This window comes from Slackia exigua ATCC 700122 (assembly GCF_000162875.1).
GTDB lineage: Bacteria > Actinomycetota > Coriobacteriia > Coriobacteriales > Eggerthellaceae > Slackia > Slackia exigua.
Map to the genome: position 1 here is coordinate 112,060 of NZ_GG700630.1, position 16,973 is coordinate 129,032.

The following is a 16,973-nucleotide window of genomic DNA, read 5'->3' on the forward strand; positions in this document are numbered from 1 at the left end:
TGTCCGATCGTCCCGATACTGCGGGATCGATGGTCGGACGGGTGCCCTTCACGCATTTTCCCGCCGCTCGGTCGGGACGCCTACGAGCGCGCATTCCTCCGTCCGAGGGCATCCACGTCTATGCCCTCGAGTTCCAGCAGATAGCGCTTGATCTTGGTTCCGTATGCATAACCGACCATATCCCCCGACGATCCGACGACGCGATGGCAGGGGATGACGATGGGGATGGGGTTCCTGTTGTTCGCCATGCCGACGGCCCTGAACGCCTTCGGCCGTCCCACCTGCGCGGCAATGTCGGCATAGCTGCGCGTCTGGCCGTACGGTATGGATGAAAGCGCCTGCCAGACCTCTTTCTGGAACGGCGTGCCCTTCGGGGCGAGCGGCAGCGAAAACGTGCGACGCTTGCCCGCGAAGTATTCCATGAGCTGGGTCGCCGCTTCGTTGGTGAGCGCCGTGGGAGAAAGCGCGCTGCCCTCGACGTCCAGCACGCCGAATCCGATGCGGACGACGGCTCCTCCGCTGTCGACGATGGTCATGCGGCCCTGGGGCATGGCATAGACGTAGTGGTTCATCGGTCCTCCTTCGGCTCGTATTCCGATTATACGGATTCGTCTCGGCGTGCGTTTCCGGCCTTCCTGCGGCATCGCGTGAAAAACGCGTCGGTGCGGCGTTGCTTAGACGCGAACGGCGCACCCTCGCCGAAGGACTTCCCGGTTGGGGTAGAATGACATGAAGTCACACGCGCCTTCCAAGGAGTCCCGCATGCATTCCGATGTCCGCATCTCACCTTCCATCCTCTCGGCCGACTTCATGAACATGGAACGCGATATCGAGGCGATCACGATGGGCGGCGCGGATCTGATCCACGTCGATGTCATGGACGGGCACTTCGTCCCGAATCTGACGATAGGCGCGCCCGTGGTCGAAGGGCTGTCGCACGTCGCGCGCATACCGCTCGACGTGCATCTCATGGTCTCGAATCCCCTTGATCAGCTGCCGTGGTTTCTGAAGCATGCACCGTATCTGGTCACGGTTCATGCAGAGGCGCTTGATGCCGAGGCGGGCGAGTTCTCGCAGGCCATCGATGCCATCCATGCCGCCGGCTCCAAGGCGTGCATCGCGCTTAGGCCCGACACCGACGTCGATGTGCTCGCGCCCGTCATCGCCGATCTCGACATGGTGCTCATCATGAGCGTCTATCCGGGCTTTTCGGGGCAGTCCTATATCGGAGGATCCGATGCGCGCGTCGCGCGCGTGGTCGAAATCGCCCGCGCCGCCGGCGCTTCTCCGCTGATCGAAGTGGATGGAGGCCTGGGTGCCAACGAGGCGACGCGTGCGGTCGTCGCCGCCGGAGCGGACGTGCTCGTCGCGGGCAGCGCCGTGTTCTCGAACGGCGATTTCGCGACGAACATCGCCGCTATCCGCGCGGCGGCATCCGAGGCTCGGACAGGATGCGCGCGATGACCTATCTCGACTACGCCGCCACCGCGCCGCTCGTTTCCGAGGCGCGTGCGGCGATGGAGCCCTTCATCGCGGATGCGGGCTATCTCTTCGGCAACGCCAACTCCCTCCACCAGACGGGGCGCGATGCCTTCGCCCTGCTCGAAGATCTGCGCGTATCCTTGGCGCGCACGCTCGGCGCACGTCGTCCCGACGAGATCGTCTTCACATCGGGGGCCACCGAATCGGACAACGCCGCCCTTATCGGCATCGCGCTCGGCATGCGCGAAGAACGCCGTCTTGCAGGTCGCGCGACCTCGGGGCGCGTGGCTATGTCGCGCATCGAGCACCATGCCGTGCTCAACTGCGATCGGATGCTGCGCGCCCTCGGTTTCGATGTGTCCTTCGTCGATAACGACGCCGCCGGCCGCATTTCTCCCGAAGCCCTCGAGCGCGTCATGGACGATGACGTCGTGCTGGTCAGCATCATGATGGCGAACAACGAGGTGGGAACCGTCCAGCCGATCGCCGGGCTCGCACGCGTCGCCCGCACGCATGGCGCGCGCTTCCACACCGATGCCGTCCAGGCGTTCGGAAAGCTTCCCGTCGATGTGGACGCCCTCGGAGCGGACGCCCTCTCGCTTTCGGCGCATAAGGTCGGCGGACCCAAGGGGCAGGGCATCCTGTACCTGCGCACGGGCACGCCCTTCGTTGCATATCTCGCCGGAGGCGGGCAGGAACGCGGGCTGCGCAGCGGCACCCAGGACGTCATGGGCATCGCGGGGTCGGTCGCCGCCTTCGCGCAGGCGGCTGCGCATGCGGATGCGGAAGGATCGCGCCTGGCGCTCCTGCGGGACGCGGCCTACGCGCGCTTGTCGGCCGTTCCGGGCGTGACGCCGACGCTTGCATCGGCTACCGGCCCCGGTTTTCTTCCGAATATCGTCAATGTATGCGTGCACGGATGGGAAAGCCAATCGCTCGTGCTGCGCCTCGATATGCGCGGGTTCAGCGTTTCGGGCGGATCGGCCTGCTCCTCGAATTCCCTTTCGCCTTCTCATGTGCTGTCCGCATGCGGCATCGACGGCAAGCGTGCCCAAGGGTCGTTGCGTCTGTCGTTCGGCTCCGACACGACGATCGAAGACGTGGAAGCCGTCGCGCAGGCGCTCGAAGATATCGTCTCGGCAGGGGATAGGTGATGGCTATGCTGACGGTAGGCGAGCTCGAGCGCAGGCTTCTCGAGCGGTATCCGGCCTCGGACGCCGAGCCGTGGGATCGCACCGGCCTGCTCGTCGGCGATGCGCATGCCGCCGTCACGCGCGTGGCCTGCGCGCTCGATGCGACTCCCGATGCCATCGCCCATGCGCGCGATGCAGGCGCGAACGTGTTGCTCACGCATCATCCCGCCTTTCTCGAGCCTCCGTCGTCCTTCGTGCGCGGCCGCGCTTCCTACGAAGCGTCCATCGTCATGGCCGCGCTTTCATCGGACGTCGCGCTCATGAGCTTTCATACGGCGCTTGACGTGAGCACGGATGCCCGCGAGACGCTTCCGGCGATGCTCGGCCTTTCCGTCGAAGGCGTTCTGGAACCCGTATCTCCTGGATCCGACAAGGGATACGGGCATATCTGCCGCCTGAACGCCCCCTGCGCGCTCGACGACATAGCCCGTGCGTGCGTGGGTGCCTTCGGGCGCATGCCGCGTATCTGGGGTGCGTCCGGCCTGTCGATACGCACGCTCGTCACCTGGACGGGCTCTGCCGGAGGGTGCGAACGGGAATGCCTTGCGCGCGGTATCGATCTGCTTATCTGCGGCGAGGTGAAGTACCACGCGGCCTTGGCCGCCGCCTCGCAGGGCCTTGCCCTCGTCGAGCTGGGCCACGACGCGTCGGAGCTTCCGTTCGCCGACGTGCTCGCGCGCGCCTGCGTGCGGGCGGGAGTCCCCTCGGACGACGCCTTCATCATCGGACGGGAAGACTCCTGGCATACCCTCTGAACGGAAAGGCGGCCACCATGCGTGCGACCGAAGAGCAAGTCGAAGCCCTCGAGGGGCTGCAGAAGGCCGATACGGCCATTTCGCGTCTGACGCGCGAGATCGAGGCGCTCCCGCAGCGCGCCGAGATCGCAGAGGTCCGCCGTCGGCGCGCGGCGCTCCAGGATCGCCGCCGCACGCTCGTCGGCATGCGCAAGGATGCCGAAGCCGATATCGACGACCTCAAAGACCAGGATGCCGTCCACGCCGCGCGGCAGGTCGAGGCCCAAGAGGCCATCAACGATGCCGCGGGCAACTATCATGAGATATCGACGCGTACGAGGGCGCTGGAAAACCATACGGCCAAACGCGCGGCATTGGCTGCGAAGATCGACGAGCTCGAGACCCGCGTGCTCGAAGCGTCCGAGCTCGAAGAGGCGGTCGACGGATCCCTTGCTGCGCTCGATGCGCGCGAACGCGCTCTCGTCTCGGCGTTCCGCGATTCGGCGTCGGGGCTGGCATCGCAGCTCGAAGCCCTGAAGGAGCGCCGTGCGCGTCTCGTCGCGGCTGCAGGCGACGATATCGTCGCCGAATACGGACGCATCGCGGCGCTTAAAGGCGGCGTGGCGGTCGGGCGCCTCGAGGAAGGGAAGTGCACCGCCTGCCGAGCGCCCATCGAGCCGGAACGCATCCTCGTCCTCCGTGCGGAGGCGCCGCTCGGCGCATGCCCGCGATGCGGCCGCATGATGGTCGTTCCCGAGAGGTAGGTTCCTTTGTGTGAATCTCCTGATGACGAATTCCTGTGCGGCACGTCGCCTTGCGCAAGCCGTATCATCGTGTCCACGTAAGGCGCACGACGTCCAGGTTCTTGCGCCTACCCGCTTGCAATGGCGGATGGCCCTGTGCTATATTGCTTGAGCTTTTTTGCGTATAGCCAGATAGATATCTGATTATGATGGAGTGTGAATTATGTCCAAGGTTTGTGATATCTGCGGTAAGCACCCTGTGGCGGGTCGCAGCATCAGCCACTCTCACCGCGTCTCCAATCGCATGTTCCGTCCTAACGTGCAGAAGATCACGGTTCTTGAGAACGGCCATCCGGTCAAGAAGAACGTCTGCACCCAGTGCATGCGCTCCGGCAAGGTCACGCGCGCATAATCACGTCCGTCTTCGCATGCATCAAGCCCGCCTTCGCGGGCTTTTTTCGTATCGGTCGTCTTCTCCGTTTGTGAAATCAGGTGAGATGCGGCGACGCCGCAGCGCAGAGCGGGCGATGGGCTATACTTTTCCCATATACGCGCGGTCGTGAGAAAGGATGATTTCATGGCTCTCCAGGTTTCAGGCAACCTGCATGTCTCCAATGACGTAATCGCCGACATCGCCGGCAAGGCTGCGATGGAATGCTACGGCATCGTCGGGATGTCCTCTCCCTCGCTGCAAGACGGCATCGCGACGCTGCTGCCGGCGAACCGCCTCCGCCGCGGCATCCAGGTCACGTCCTCGGAGGCCGGCATCCACGTCGATGTCTACGTCATCCTCGAGTACGGCACCAACATCGGCACCGTGTCCCAGAACCTCATCGACAACATCACCTATACGCTCGATACGTACGTCCAGGTGCCGCTTGACGGCATCGACGTGCACGTGCAGGGCGTCAAGGTCCGCAAGTAACGCGGCCAGGGGCTATTCGACAAGGAAGAGAGAGTACGTAACGTATGAGTGACTACACGCTCAACGGCATCCTCAATGCCGTTGCCGTTGCTGCGAAGACCCTCGACGGCCGTAAGGAAGAAGTCAACCGCCTCAACGTGTTCCCCGTCCCCGACGGCGACACGGGCACCAACATGTCCCTGACCCTCCAGATGGTCGTCACGAACCTCGCGAAGCTTCCGATCGGCGCGACGGGCGACGATATCTGCAAGGCCGTCACCACCGGCGCGCTCATGGGCGCCCGCGGCAATTCCGGCGTCATCACGTCGCAGATCCTGCGCGGCATCTGCGAAGGAGCCGCATCCCAGACCGAGCTGACCGCCTCGGCCGTCGACGCGGCGCTCGACCGTGCGCGCGAAGTCGCCTTCCAAGCCGTGCGCAAGCCGGTCGAAGGCACCATCCTCACCGTCATCAAGGATGCCGCAGCGGCGGCGCGCAAGGCCAAGAAGCGCAAGCTCGGCGTCGAAGAGGCGATGGAGGAAGTCGTCAAGGAGGCCTACGCGTCCGTCCAGCGCACACCCGATCTCCTTCCCGTGCTGAGGGAAAACGGCGTCGTGGATGCCGGCGGCTTCGGCCTGGCCATCCTTCTCGATTCCTTCGTCGCGTCGCTCACGGGCAAGGAAGGCTTCACGGAAAGCGCCTTGGCGCTTTCGCGTCCGGCCCCGAAGGTCGAAATCGAGCAGATTAACGACTGGGATCCCGATTCGGCGTTCCGGTACTGCACCGAATTTCTCGTCCATTCCGACACCATCGACGTGGATGCCGCCAAGGATTTCCTCCCTACGATGGGAGATTGCGACCTCATGGTCGGCATGCATCCCAATTTCAAGGTGCATGTCCATTCCAACCGTCCCGACCAGGTCCTCGGTTGGTTCCTCACGCATGATGCCCAGATCTCCGAGGTCCATGTGCACAATATGGGCCTGCAAAGCGAAGAGCGCGAAGCCAAGATCGAAGCCGATGCCGCCGCGGCACGCAAGCCCTTGGGCGTCGTCGCCGTGGCTCCGGGCGCAGGCAACGCCAAGATCCTCGAGTCGCTCGGCGTGGACAAGGTCGTGTCCGGCGGGCAGACGATGAATCCCTCGACGGCCGATCTGCTCGAAGCCGTCAAGGGCGTGAATGCCGATGCGGTCATCATCCTGCCGAACAACAAGAACATCATCATGGCCGCCCAGGCCTGCTGCGATGTGTCCGAGAAGCCGTGCGGGCTCGTGCCCACGACGAGCGTTCCCCAGGCCTTCAGCGCCATGTTCGGATTCGATGCCGACGCCGCGCTCGAAGACAACCTTTCGGCCATGGCCGATGCCTGCGCGGAGACCAAGACCGGAGAAGTCACGCATGCCATCAAGGATGCCAAGGACGCGCATGGCAATCCCATCAAGGACGGCGACGTGATCGGTATCGCCGACGGCTCGATCGAATCGGTCGGCACCGACGTCTCCGACGTCGTGCTGGCGCTCTTCAAGGTCATGGACGCGGATGAAGCCGACACCGCCACCGTCCTCGCAGGCGAGGACTTCGCCGACGATGCCCTCGAGGCTCTGGTGGAACGTATCGAAGAGGCATATCCCGAGCTCGAGGTGGATTCCCAGCGCGGCGAACAGCCCCTGTACCCTGTCGTCTTCTCGCTCGAATAAGCCTACGTAGAGGAATGTCCCTGCATGCAGGATCGCCTAGCCGCCACCCTCGCCTTCGATGCTTCGGTCTCTGCCTTGACCGGCGTCAGCTCGGGCAGGGCGGCGGCGTTCCTGCATCTCGGCATCGAAACGGTACGCGACCTGGTTCAGCATTATCCTCGACGCTACATTGATATGACCAGGCTCGACACGATCGAGCATGCGCCGCTCGGGGAAAGGGTCACGATCATCGGCGAGGTGCATGAGGTCGTGCTCAAGCGTCCGCGCCGCGATCTGAGCCTCGTCGAGGTCACCGTCGTCGACGGTACGGGAACGCTCATCGTCACCTTCTTCAAGCAGCCGTGGCTGCAACGCTCGATACGGCAGGGCATGCGCGTCGGCGTCTCGGGGGAGCTTGAATTCAATTACGGCTACAAGCGCATGAAGTCGCCCTTCCTCGACGTGATCGACGAGGGCGGGCCGATGCTCGCCGGCTCCATCATTCCCGTGCACGGCGCGACGGAGAAGGTTTCGGCCGGCATCATGCGCAAGGTGATCCGAGCCGCGCTTGCGTCCATCCAGGGCTGCTTCGATCCGCTGCCGCTCAGGCTTCGCACGAGGTATCGCTTGATGAGCCGTGCCGCCGCGCTCGCGTCCATCCATTTCCCGCAGACGGCGGATGACATCGCGCAGGCCAAACGCAGGCTTGCCTACGAAGAACTGCTCCTGCTCGAGATGCACCTTCTCGCCTCGGCCCGCTCCTTCACGCAGGGGAAAGCGGCCCATGTTCACGTCTTCGACGGACCGTTCAGCCGCGCGCTTTCCGCCGCGCTCCCGTTTTCCCTGACCGACGATCAGCTGCGCGCCGTCGCCGACATCCAAGGCCGCATGGCGACGGATTCGGCCATGTCGCATCTGCTGCTCGGCGACGTCGGCACCGGAAAGACCATCGTCGCAGCCTTCGCCGCCGCCGCTGCGGCCGATGCGCGCGCGCAGACGCTCATGATGGCGCCGACCGAGGTTCTGGCTTCCCAATACGCTCGCGCGCTCGGCCCTCTGTTCGATGCGGCAGGAATCACGTGGGCGTTGCTTACGGGATCGACGCCCGACGCCGATCGTCGGGACATGCTCGCCCTCTTGGAAAGCGGGCACATCGACGTGCTCTTCGGCACGCATGCGCTCATCGAGCCCGACGTCGTCTGCCATGATTGCGGGCTCGTCATCGTCGACGAGCAGCAGCGTTTCGGCGTGCGGCAGCGCGCCGATCTGCTCGCGAAGGGCGTTCTGCCCGACGCGCTCTATATGACGGCGACCCCCATTCCGCGCACGCTGGCGCTTGCGCTCTACGGCAATCTCTCGCTGTCATACCTGAAGGATATGCCGGAAAACCGGCCGGGCCGTACGACGCACGTCCTCGGTTTTCGAGAGCGGGGCCGCGCCTACGATGCCGTGCGAGCAGCATGCGCGAAGGGAAGGCAGGCGTTCGTCATCTGCCCGCTCGTCGGCACGAAGCCGCCGCGAGACGAGGGAGCGCATCCTCGTCCTCGCGACGATGAGGCGGATAGGGAACCCTTCATCGATTCCTTCGACGACCTCCCCGAGAACAACGTGCGTGCGGCGGAGGCCGAAGCGGCGTTTCTCCAAGCCAAGGTCTTCAAGGAATTCCGCGTAGGGCTTCTGCACGGCAAGATGAAGCCCGCCGAGAAGGAAGAGGCCATGGCTCGCTTCAGAGAAGGGGGCATCGATGTGCTGGTCGCGACGACGGTCGTCGAGGTCGGCGTCGACGTGCCAAACGCGACCTGCATGGTCGTCGAGGACGCCGAACGCTTCGGGCTCTCGCAGCTCCATCAGCTGCGCGGCCGCGTGGGCCGTGGCGGCATGCGCGGCGAGGTCTATCTCGTCGCGGCGACGTCTTCTGACGAAGCGCTCGAGCGGCTCTCGGCGATGGAGGCGACCGACGACGGCTTCGAGCTCGCCGAACGGGATCTTGCTCTGCGCCGCGAAGGCGATATCCTCGGGAACCGGCAGCATGGGGCATCGGCTCTCAAGCTCGTGAACATCATGCGCGACGGGGCGCTCATCGAGGCGGCCCATGCCGATGCGGCCGAGCTCGCAGACGACGATTCCGAAGAAGGCAAGGCCGTCTCGGCGCTTCTGCTGCACGAGGCCGAAGTCGTGTTCGGTCCGGCGACGCCGGATGCGGTGCTAGGAGGTTGACATATGATGAGGGTTATCGCCGGCGAGTTTCGCGGACGCAGGATCACGGCTCCTGAGGGCCTGGATACGCGTCCGACGGCCGACCGGGTGAAGGAATCCATGATGAGCGCGCTCGTATCGGCGACGGGCGGCTTCGAGGGGACATGCGTCCTGGACGCCTTCGCCGGAAGCGGCGCCTTAGGCATCGAGTGCCTTTCTCGGGGCGCCGATCTGGCCGTGTTCTTCGATTCGTCGCGCGATGCGCGCGCGGCCGTCGAGGCGAATCTGAAATCCATGGGCATCGACGCCGGGCGAGGCCGGCTTGTGACATGCGATGTCCTGAAGCGTCCGCCCGTCTCGCCATGCCGCCCGTTCGACGTCGTGCTGCTCGACCCGCCCTATGCGATGCCCGCAGCCGAGGTATTCGACCTCGTACGACGCCTTGCCGCGGCGCGCGCGCTTACCGCCGACGCCGTCGTGTGCTACGAGCACGGCGCATCGCTCGATTTCGATGCGGAGGCGGCGTCTGCGGGCCTGGCCGTCGACGTTCGGTCGCGCAAACGCATGCGCGACGTGGCCTACGACATATTCACGCTGCGCGACGGCGCGGCATCGAAAAAGGGGGGACTGACATGAAACGAGCGCTCGTTCCGGGAACGTTCGATCCGATCACCAACGGCCACCTCGATGTCATCGAACGCACGGCCGGCATCTTCGACGAAGTCGTCGTCGGCGTGGCCGCATCCGCGAAGAAGCGTCCCATCTTCACATTGGAAGAGCGCGTCGCCCTCGTCCAGGAGTCGACGGCCTGCCTCGAAAACGTCACGGCCGTCGGCTTCGACGACCTTCTTGTCAATTTCGCACGTCAAGCAGGTGCCACGGTCGTCGTCAAGGGTCTGCGCGCGACGACCGACTTCGAATACGAATTCCAGATGTCGGCCATCAATTTCAAGCTCGACGGCGATGTCGACACCATGTTCATCATGTCGTCGCCTGACAAGATGCATCTGTCCAGCTCCATCGTGCGCGAGCTCATGCAGTTCCATGGCGACATCTCGTCCATGGTGCCTCCCTGCGCCGAGCGCGCGTTGAAGGAAAAGTTTTCGTGCTAGAATGCCAAGAAGTATTTTCTATGCACCGGGATATCGGCTCCACGCGCGTTCGCACATCGGGTACCATATGCTGCGGATTTGCATGCAGAGCATCTAGGAAGGGAAGACATGGACGAAACGGGAGTATTGGGGCTCATCGAGGAGCTTTCCATCCTTCTTGAGGACTCGAAGCCGGTCTTCGGCAAGAACAATCTCCGTCAGGTCGACATCAACCAGGCCTTCGAGATCATGGATGAGATTCGCGAAACCTTCCCCGGGGAATTCGCCCAGGCCCGCCAGATCGTGCGCGAGCGTCAGAGCCTTCTGGACGATGCCGATGCCGAAAGCGCGCGTCTCATCGACGATGCCCGCAGCCAGGCCATGACGATCGCCTCCGAACAGGAAATCGTTCGCATCGCCCAGCAGCAGGCCGATACCATTATGGCGGATGCCCGCGAGCTCGAGCGCCAGACGCGCGCCGGGGCGGAAGATTACGCCGACGAAGTGCTCGGCCACGTCGAATCCAGCCTAGATTCGCTGATCACGAGCGTTCGCCGCAGCCGCGACCGTCTCAACAACCAGAGCGTCCAACGATGAGGAACGGCCTGTCCATCGAATTGCCTTCGACGCTCTTCGCCACCGCGGAGAGCGTTCCCTTTTCAGGCGCCTACGATGTCGGCATCCTTGCATCGGGTTCGGACGAATACCGGGCCGACGCCCCCTTCGCCTGGAACGTGCGCGTCACGAACGTCGGAGGGGCCATGCTCGTCGAGGGCACGGTCGCAGGCAGCCTGACCACGCGCTGCAGCCGCTGCCTCGCCGATGTCCCCATCGATGTTTCGGGCGACGTCGAGGGGTATTTCATCATTCCCGGCAAGGGCACGGCGCCCGACGGCATGGAGGCCGACGAGTTCGACGTCCTGCCCAGCGATCACGTCATCGATCTCGAACCTCTGCTCAATGCCGCGGTCTTGCTCGAGACGCCGCTTATGCCGCTGTGCAGACCCGAGTGCCTCGGGCTCTGTCCGACCTGCGGCGCGAATCTCAACGACGGTCCCTGCGGCTGCGCGCCGGGCTCCGCGGAACCTTTCAGGGAGAATCCGTTCGCGGTTTTGAAAAACCTTGATTTAGGTGTGGAGTAGCCTTGCGAGGTGGCGTTTCCTTTGATAGCATATCTCGTCGCGTGATTTCGTAGTGAATGTTCGGCCGGTGGTTCGGCCGGCTGGATAAGGAGATGGAGAACCATGGCAGTCCCTAAGCGTAAAACCGGTCGTGCCCGCACCCATTCGCGTCGCAGCGCCAACGACGTCGTTCCTATGCCCGCTCGTTCCACCTGCCCGCAGTGCGGCGCCGTCAAGCTTCCTCACCGCGTGTGCGGCAACTGCGGCTACTACAACAAGCGTGAGGTCATCGAAGTCGAGTAGCCTCGCCTTGGAACCGAACGCCTTGAATTGCCGGCTTTAGGGTCGGCAATTTGCGTATAGAGAGGTAGTGCAATGAGCAGCATCGTCATCAGCGTCGATGCCATGGGCGGAGACGATGCCCCGGGCGTCGTGCTCGAGGGAGTGGCCGAAGCGCTTGCCGCCGATACCGACCTCGAGGTCGTCCTGGTCGGCCCCGAAGACGTCGTCGAGGATTTCTGCCGCACGCACGACCGGTGCGAGCCCTGCGTGGCCACCGAGGTCATCGGCATGGGTGAGCATCCTGCGAACGCCGTGCGGGTCAAAAAGGATTCGTCGATCGTCGTAGGATGCCGTCTCGTCAAGGAAGGCCGCGCCGACGGGTTCTTCTCGGCAGGCTCGACGGGCGCCTGCCTCGCGGCGGCCGTGCGCGTCATCGGACGCATCAAGGGCGTGCGCCGTCCGGCGCTCACCACCATCATTCCGTCCCCTGAAAAGCCCGTCGTCATGGCGGATGTCGGGGCGAATGCCGATTGCAAGCCCGAATATCTCGTGCAATTCGCTCAGATGGCCGTCATATACGCGCGCCGCATCATCCATATCGCCGACCCTCGGGTCGCGCTGCTCAACATCGGCTCCGAGCCGACCAAGGGCTCCCAGTTCTATCAGGAAACCCATGGGCTTCTGCGCGCCCAGGTGCCCGAATTCGCCGGCAACGGAGAAGGAAACGATATCATCCCCGGCGCCTACGACGTGTTCGTCTGCGACGGATTCACCGGCAACGTCGCGCTCAAGACCATCGAGGGGACATCGAAGCAGCTGTTCAAAAGCCTTAAAGGCGTCATGACCGCAAATCCCCTGAATGCTCTCGCCGCCGCCGTCCTGAAAGGGTCGCTGCGCGGTTTCGCATCCCGGCTCAGCGCGGATACCTACGGCGGCGCGCCCCTGCTCGGCGTGCGCGGCGCAGTGATCGTCGGCCATGGCTCGAGCAGCCCGCTCGCGATCAAGAACGGCATCCTCACCACGGCGGCCTGCGTGCGCGAAGACGTCTGCGGGCTCATCGAGAAAGCGGTGCAGGCATGAGCCATACCCCCGAGCAATCGGCCAAGCTCGATTTGGCGCAGCACGTGATCGGCGTTGCATTCGACGATATCGACATCCTCCTCGCTGCCATCACCCATCCTTCCGCCACCGAGGGCAAGCCGGTCAAGTTCTCATACGAACGCCTGGAATTCCTCGGCGACAGCATTCTGGGAGCCATCGTCGCGAACGAGGCCTTTCACGCGTATCCTGAAATCGACGAAGGCGGGCTGACCCGCATCAAGGTCGCGCTCGTTTCAGGCTCCAGCCTGTCCGATGTCGCCGCCAAGCTCGGGTTCGCCGACATCATCGTCTTCGGGTCCTCCGAGCGCGGCACGGGACGTCGCGGCCTGCATTCCGCGCTCGAAAACGTCTACGAGGCCCTCGTCGCCGCGCTTTTCCTCGACAAGGGCATGGACGGCGCGCGGGATTTCGTGCGCCGCACGCTCATCCCGCGCATGGATATCGAGATGGCGCGCGAACCCGAGAATCCCAAGAGCGCGCTTCAGGAAAAGCTTCAGGAAGAAGGCATCACGCCTACCTACAAGCTGGTCGAGACGCAGGGTCCGCCGCACGACCGCACGTTCGTGTCCCAGGTGTTCGCCGGTCTGACCGCGCTCGCGCAAGGCATCGGGCGCACGAAGAAGGAATCGGAAAGCCAGGCCGCCAAGGCGGCGCTCGATATGATCGACGCCGACGGCGCCCAGGCGCCGGACGCGCGCGCCATGAAAGAGCTCCAGAAGGCAGAGGCGAAGCGTGCCCAGGCCAAGGCGAAGGAGGAGCAGCGTCGCGCCAAGGAGGAGGCGAAGCGCCAGCGTGCCGAGGCCCGCAAAGGAAAGGACGCATCGTTTTTCGGTTGGCCTCTCAAGCCGGCCGAACCGCGCGAGCTTCCTGCGGCGGCCGATGACGAGGCATCGCCTGCCGACAAGGAGCTCTGAGCCCCTTGTACCTGAAGTCGCTCACGCTCAAGGGATTCAAATCGTTCGCCGATCGCATCCAGCTCACATTGGAACCGGGCATGACGGCCGTCGTCGGTCCGAACGGATCGGGCAAATCGAACATCTCGGACGCCGTCCTGTGGGTCCTGGGCGAACGCAACCCCAAGCATCTGCGCGGCCAGGCCATGGAAGACGTCATCTTCGCCGGCTCGACGGCACGTCGCAGCGTGAGCGTCGCGGAGGTCGAGCTCGTGCTCGATAATTCCGACGGGATGCTCCCGGTCGATTTCGACGAGGTATCGCTCACGCGCAGGATCTTCCGCAGCGGAGAGAGCGAATACCTGATCAACGGCATCGTCGCCCGGCGCATGGACTTCATGGACATCCTGCATGACACGGGGCTCGGCACGGGCACGCATACGATCATCGGCCAGGGCAACCTGGACGCGGTGCTCACGGGAAAGCCCGAGGACCGTCGCGCGCTCATCGAAGAAGCCGCCGGCATCCTCAAGCACAAGCAGCGAAAGGAACGCTCGGCTCGCAAGCTCGCATCGATGGACGAGCACCTGGCGCGCGTGAAAGACGTTGCCGCCGAGGTGGAACGCCAGCTCAAGCCGTTGGCGCGCAAGGCGTCGCGGCAGCAGGCCTACGAAGCGCTCTCGACCGAGCTCACGCAGATGGACCTTCTGCTCGCGGTCGATGATCTTCGTCGCCTGCGCACGGCGTGGGATGCCGTGGAGCGTGCCGAGAAGGAGGCCGCGGCGAAGATAGACGTCGATCGCCTCGCGTCCGAGGATGCCGATGCACGGGTCCAGAAGCTCTCGCAGCTCTTGCAGGATCGGGGGCTCTACGTCGGCGACCTCACCGAACGGCGCGGACGGTTCCATATGCTCGTCGAGCGCTTCGAATCGGTCGAGCGCGTCCTTCGCGAGAAGGAACGCTCGATCGAGTCCCGCCTGTCCGCTGCCGAGGGAACGGCGTCCGGATCGAAGCGCAGGATCGCCTCGCTGAGCGCGGAGGTCGCATCGCTCAAGGAACGACGCGATGCCCAGGTCGCGAAGCGCGATGCCTTGTCGGCCGATATGTCCGAGCTCGCAGACGCGCTCGAGGACGCGCGCGCCGCGAGGCGCGACGCAGACGCGCAGGCGGCACGTCTGCGCACGGATCTTGCCGAAGCGGAGCGCACGATCGCCGATGCGGATGCGCGCCTGTCGCGGGCGCGCGACGACCACCATGCGCTCGCCGCGCGCGTCGACGCGCTGTCGGCTCGCCATGACGCGCTTTCCGCCGAGCTTGCCGATGTGCGCGGCGAGCTTGCCTCGCATGAAGATGCGTGCGCGGCGAAACGGGAGGCGCTCGATGCCGTGCTCGCCGAGGCGGCCCATGCCGATACGCTCCGCATCGATGCAGCCGATGCGGAGCGCGCTGCGCGCAGCGCGCTCAAAGAAGCGCGCCTGCGCTTGCAGGGCGCGGCGGGGGAGCGCGCCGCCGTCGAGCGCGCGCTCGCATCCATCCGGACACGTACGGCGGCATCCGCGTGGATGCACGAACATGCCGCGCATGACGGGCATGCGCGCACCCTGGCATCCCTCATGCACGTGCCGCCGCATCTCGAGCATCTCGTCGAATTCCTTTTGGGAGACGACCTGACCTGTCCCGTCGCCGCCGACGGGCGTGCCGCCGCGTCCCTGCTTTCTGCCGTGCGCGAAGCAGGGATCGGAGGCGATGCCCGCGTTCTCTTCGCATCGGACCGCGATCGGTCTGCGGAGGCGACCGGTCGTCTGATAGACGCCATCGATGCCGATGCATCCGTCCAAGGGCTTCTGGATGCCCTGCTGGGCGATGTCATGCTGGTTGAAACCGCCGAAGAGGCGTTCGCGGGTTCTTCCGAGGCTCTGCGCTATGCGACGCCGGACGGCATCGTCGTCAGGCCTCGTGCGAAGGCGCTTGCCGCCGCGCCCGATCGCGACGCGCGCTCAGGCGCCCTTTCCCGCGAGCGCCGGCTCTCCGAGCTTGCAGACGAGCAGGCGCGCCTCGAGGCCGAAGAGGCATCGGCCGCCGTCGCCCTCGAGAATGCCGAGGCCGCCCTTGCGCAGGCGCAGGCATCGTGCCTTTCTTATGCATCCGAGAAGGCGCGCCTCGAAGGCGCCTTCGCCTCGGCCGAAGCCGAGCGACGCAGACTCGCTCAGCGCCTGTCGACGCTCGAATCGGCCTTCGCCTCGGTCGAGGCCGACCTGGACTGCGCACGCGACGCTCTTTCGGGCGCATCGCCCGATATGGACGGGCTTTCCGCCCGTGCGGCCGATGCGCGCGCCCGCCGCGCGTCCTTGCAGGCCGAGATCGAGGCGATCCAATCCGACCGCGATGCGAAAGCGGACGCCGAGCAGAAGGCGGCGCAGGCGCACGCCGACGCGAAGCTCGATTGCATGACGTCCGTCGAGCGCGCGCGCTCGTTCGAACGGGAATGCGCGGAGAGGGAGCGCGATCTCGAGCGCGCCGTGCGTGCGAGGGACCGTGCCGCCGCCGAGCTCGTCGGGCTGCGTCGCGCCCATGGCCGCATCGAGCCTTTGCGCGCCGTCGTGGCATCCCTGCGCGCAGGCGTGCAGGGATGGGTCGACGATCTGGCTGAGAAGGCGACGCTCGAACAGGCTCGGTCCCAGTCGCTCACGCAATCGATCGCCGACGCCCGGGAAGCGGCGGCTCGGGCGAAAGCCGCGCTGGACGCGTCCGTATCCGCGCTCTCCGACGTCCGTGTCGAGCGCGGCCGCCTCGAAGTCCAGGTCGATGCCGCGCAGGCGAAGATCGTCGACGAATGCGGCGTGCCCCTGGAAACCGCGCTGCTGCTCGGAGCCGTGGACGATCGTTCCGAACTCGAAGAGCAGGCGGCGTCGGCGCGGCGACGCATCGCGAAGATGGGCACGATCGACTCGTCGGCCGCCGAGGAATACGAGGCGGCGAAGGAGCGCTTCGAATACCTCTCGTCTCAGATCGAAGACATGGAGGCGGCGCGCCGCGCGCTCAAGCGCATCGACGCGGCCATAGATGCGCGTATGAAGGAGCGCTTCGATCTCACGTTCGAGGCTGTGAACCGGAACTTCCAAAACATCTTCGCCAGCCTCTTCCCGGGCGGCTCCGGCGAGCTCACGCTCGTCGGCGGCGAGGACGACGAACCTGTCGGCGTGGAGGTCAACGCGCAGCCGCGCGGCAAGCGCATCACCAAGATGATGCTCATGAGCGGCGGCGAGCGGTCGCTGACCGCGCTTGCGCTGCTCTTCGCCGTCTACAAGATCCGCTCGACGCCGTTCTACATCCTCGACGAGGCCGAGGCGGCCCTCGACGACAGCAACCTGCGCCGCCTGATCGCCTACCTCGATGAGCTGCGCCGCGAGACGCAGCTCATCATGATCACCCATCAGCGCCGCACGATGGAGATGGCCGACGTCCTCTATGGCGTGTCCATGCAGGCCGACGGCGTCACCAAGGTCGTTTCCCAGCGGCTCGAGCGCACGGCAGGCGCGCCGTCAGGAAAGGAATGA

The 16,973-nt window shown here is 65.0% G+C and carries 17 protein-coding genes; 16 read left to right on the plus strand and 1 reads right to left on the minus strand.

Annotation, left to right across the window (positions count from 1 at the left end):
• Window positions 1-80 precede the first annotated feature (80 nt).
• Window positions 81-572, minus strand: a complete 492-nt coding sequence (locus HMPREF0762_RS00485; protein ID WP_006361360.1) for a methylated-DNA--[protein]-cysteine S-methyltransferase — start codon at window positions 570-572, stop codon at window positions 81-83.
• 190 nt (window positions 573-762) lie between these two features.
• On the opposite strand from HMPREF0762_RS00485, the gene rpe reads away from it, so the two are divergent.
• From rpe to smc, 16 genes are all read left to right on the plus strand, one after another.
• Entirely contained in the window at window positions 763-1,464 is a 702-nt protein-coding gene (gene rpe, locus HMPREF0762_RS00490; RefSeq protein ID WP_040618729.1) for a ribulose-phosphate 3-epimerase, read from the plus strand.
• Window positions 1,461-2,636 carry a cysteine desulfurase family protein gene (locus tag HMPREF0762_RS00495; protein WP_115314262.1) on the plus strand — a complete coding sequence of 392 codons (1,176 nt, stop codon included), beginning with the start codon at window positions 1,461-1,463 and terminating at the stop codon, window positions 2,634-2,636. Before rpe ends, HMPREF0762_RS00495 begins: the two co-directional genes overlap by 4 nt.
• A 5-nt stretch (window positions 2,637-2,641) precedes the next feature.
• A complete protein-coding gene (locus tag HMPREF0762_RS00500) occupies window positions 2,642-3,430 on the plus strand; it encodes a Nif3-like dinuclear metal center hexameric protein (RefSeq protein ID WP_245935459.1) in 789 nt (262 codons plus the stop codon).
• Window positions 3,431-3,447: 17 nt separating this feature from the next.
• On the plus strand, window positions 3,448-4,173 hold the full coding sequence (locus HMPREF0762_RS00505) for a zinc ribbon domain-containing protein (RefSeq protein ID WP_006361365.1): 726 nt from the start codon (window positions 3,448-3,450) through the stop codon (window positions 4,171-4,173).
• Window positions 4,174-4,375: 202 nt separating this feature from the next.
• Window positions 4,376-4,564, plus strand: a complete 189-nt coding sequence (gene rpmB, locus HMPREF0762_RS00510) for a 50S ribosomal protein L28 (RefSeq protein ID WP_009078211.1) — start codon at window positions 4,376-4,378, stop codon at window positions 4,562-4,564.
• Window positions 4,565-4,729: 165 nt separating this feature from the next.
• Window positions 4,730-5,077, plus strand: coding sequence for an Asp23/Gls24 family envelope stress response protein (locus HMPREF0762_RS00515; RefSeq protein ID WP_006361368.1), 348 nt, complete (start codon window positions 4,730-4,732; stop codon window positions 5,075-5,077).
• A 44-nt stretch (window positions 5,078-5,121) separates the two neighbouring features.
• Window positions 5,122-6,753 carry a DAK2 domain-containing protein gene (locus HMPREF0762_RS00520; RefSeq protein ID WP_006361369.1) on the plus strand — a complete coding sequence of 544 codons (1,632 nt, stop codon included), beginning with the start codon at window positions 5,122-5,124 and terminating at the stop codon, window positions 6,751-6,753.
• A 24-nt stretch (window positions 6,754-6,777) separates the two neighbouring features.
• Window positions 6,778-8,949, plus strand: coding sequence for an ATP-dependent DNA helicase RecG (locus HMPREF0762_RS00525; RefSeq protein WP_006361370.1), 2,172 nt, complete (start codon window positions 6,778-6,780; stop codon window positions 8,947-8,949).
• Window positions 8,950-8,952: 3 nt separating this feature from the next.
• On the plus strand, window positions 8,953-9,564 hold the full coding sequence (locus HMPREF0762_RS00530) for an RsmD family RNA methyltransferase (RefSeq protein WP_006361371.1): 612 nt from the start codon (window positions 8,953-8,955) through the stop codon (window positions 9,562-9,564).
• Window positions 9,561-10,040, plus strand: a complete 480-nt coding sequence (gene coaD, locus HMPREF0762_RS00535; protein WP_006361372.1) for a pantetheine-phosphate adenylyltransferase — start codon at window positions 9,561-9,563, stop codon at window positions 10,038-10,040. Before HMPREF0762_RS00530 ends, coaD begins: the two co-directional genes overlap by 4 nt.
• Window positions 10,041-10,148: 108 nt before the next feature.
• Window positions 10,149-10,616 carry an ATP synthase subunit B family protein gene (locus HMPREF0762_RS00540; protein ID WP_006361373.1) on the plus strand — a complete coding sequence of 156 codons (468 nt, stop codon included), beginning with the start codon at window positions 10,149-10,151 and terminating at the stop codon, window positions 10,614-10,616.
• Complete coding sequence (locus HMPREF0762_RS00545; RefSeq protein ID WP_006361374.1) at window positions 10,613-11,161, plus strand: YceD family protein; 549 nt, start codon at window positions 10,613-10,615, stop codon at window positions 11,159-11,161. The genes HMPREF0762_RS00540 and HMPREF0762_RS00545 overlap by 4 nt, the downstream gene beginning before the upstream one ends.
• 102 nt (window positions 11,162-11,263) lie before the next feature.
• Window positions 11,264-11,443 carry a 50S ribosomal protein L32 gene (gene rpmF, locus HMPREF0762_RS00550; RefSeq protein WP_009078180.1) on the plus strand — a complete coding sequence of 60 codons (180 nt, stop codon included), beginning with the start codon at window positions 11,264-11,266 and terminating at the stop codon, window positions 11,441-11,443.
• Between the two features lie 72 nt (window positions 11,444-11,515).
• Window positions 11,516-12,502 (plus strand): phosphate acyltransferase PlsX, encoded by a 987-nt coding sequence (gene plsX, locus HMPREF0762_RS00555; protein ID WP_006361376.1) that lies wholly within the window; start codon window positions 11,516-11,518, stop codon window positions 12,500-12,502.
• Complete coding sequence (gene rnc / locus HMPREF0762_RS00560) at window positions 12,499-13,437, plus strand: ribonuclease III (RefSeq protein WP_006361377.1); 939 nt, start codon at window positions 12,499-12,501, stop codon at window positions 13,435-13,437. The genes plsX and rnc overlap by 4 nt, the downstream gene beginning before the upstream one ends.
• 5 nt (window positions 13,438-13,442) lie before the next feature.
• Window positions 13,443-16,973, plus strand: coding sequence for a chromosome segregation protein SMC (gene smc / locus HMPREF0762_RS00565; protein WP_006361378.1), 3,531 nt, complete (start codon window positions 13,443-13,445; stop codon window positions 16,971-16,973).